This window comes from Bacillus sp. NTK034 (assembly GCF_017303275.1).
Lineage (GTDB): Bacteria > Bacillota > Bacilli > Bacillales > Cytobacillaceae > Cytobacillus.
The window spans coordinates 1-610 of the sequence record NZ_JAFKOJ010000035.1 but is presented as its reverse complement, the minus strand read 5'-3'; the positions used below and the strand labels follow the sequence as shown (position 1 = coordinate 610).

Here is a 610-nt window from a genome sequence, read left to right as displayed (position 1 = left end):
AGAGTTGATTAAGCTCATAAGTTGTCTTTTCAAAAAAGACTAAAGAATTAACGTTGACGTTTTTGTTCGTTCAGTTTTCAAAGATCAATCCGCCGCTCAAAGGCGACTTTATTATCTTATCAGATTCAGTAATCTGAGTCAATAACTTTTTTGAAATTTTTTTGGTGGAGCCTAGCGGGATCGAACCGCTGACCTCCTGCGTGCAAAGCAGGCGCTCTCCCAGCTGAGCTAAGGCCCCAATATTAATGGTCGGGAAGACAGGATTCGAACCTGCGACCCCTTGGTCCCAAACCAAGTGCTCTACCAAGCTGAGCTACTCCCCGTGATATGGCGCGCCCGAGAGGAGTCGAACCCCTAACCTTTTGATCCGTAGTCAAACGCTCTATCCAATTGAGCTACGGGCGCAAAATGAAATTAAAATGGTGCCGAGGACCGGAATCGAACCGGTACGGTAGTCACCTACCGCAGGATTTTAAGTCCTGTGCGTCTGCCAGTTCCGCCACCCCGGCATAAAAATGGAGCGGAAGACGGGATTCGAACCCGCGACCCCCACCTTGGCAAGGTGATGTTCTACCACTGAACTACTTCCGCTTAAAGAATGGTGCGGGTG

Annotated in this window: 5 tRNA genes; all 5 read right to left on the bottom strand. The window is 49.0% G+C overall.

From position 1 onward, the window contains the following. Positions 1-162: 162 nt before the first annotated feature. Positions 163-238 (bottom strand) — tRNA-Ala (locus tag JI665_RS28230). 8 nt (positions 239-246) lie between these two features. Further along, positions 247-323: transfer RNA gene (locus JI665_RS28225), tRNA-Pro, on the bottom strand. Between the two features lie 5 nt (positions 324-328). Further along, positions 329-405, bottom strand: a tRNA-Arg gene (locus tag JI665_RS28220). A gap of 15 nt (positions 406-420) precedes the next feature. Further along, positions 421-509 (bottom strand) — tRNA-Leu (locus JI665_RS28215). A 7-nt stretch (positions 510-516) separates the two neighbouring features. Beyond that, positions 517-591: transfer RNA gene (locus JI665_RS28210), tRNA-Gly, on the bottom strand. Between the last annotated feature and the right edge of the window lie 19 nt (positions 592-610).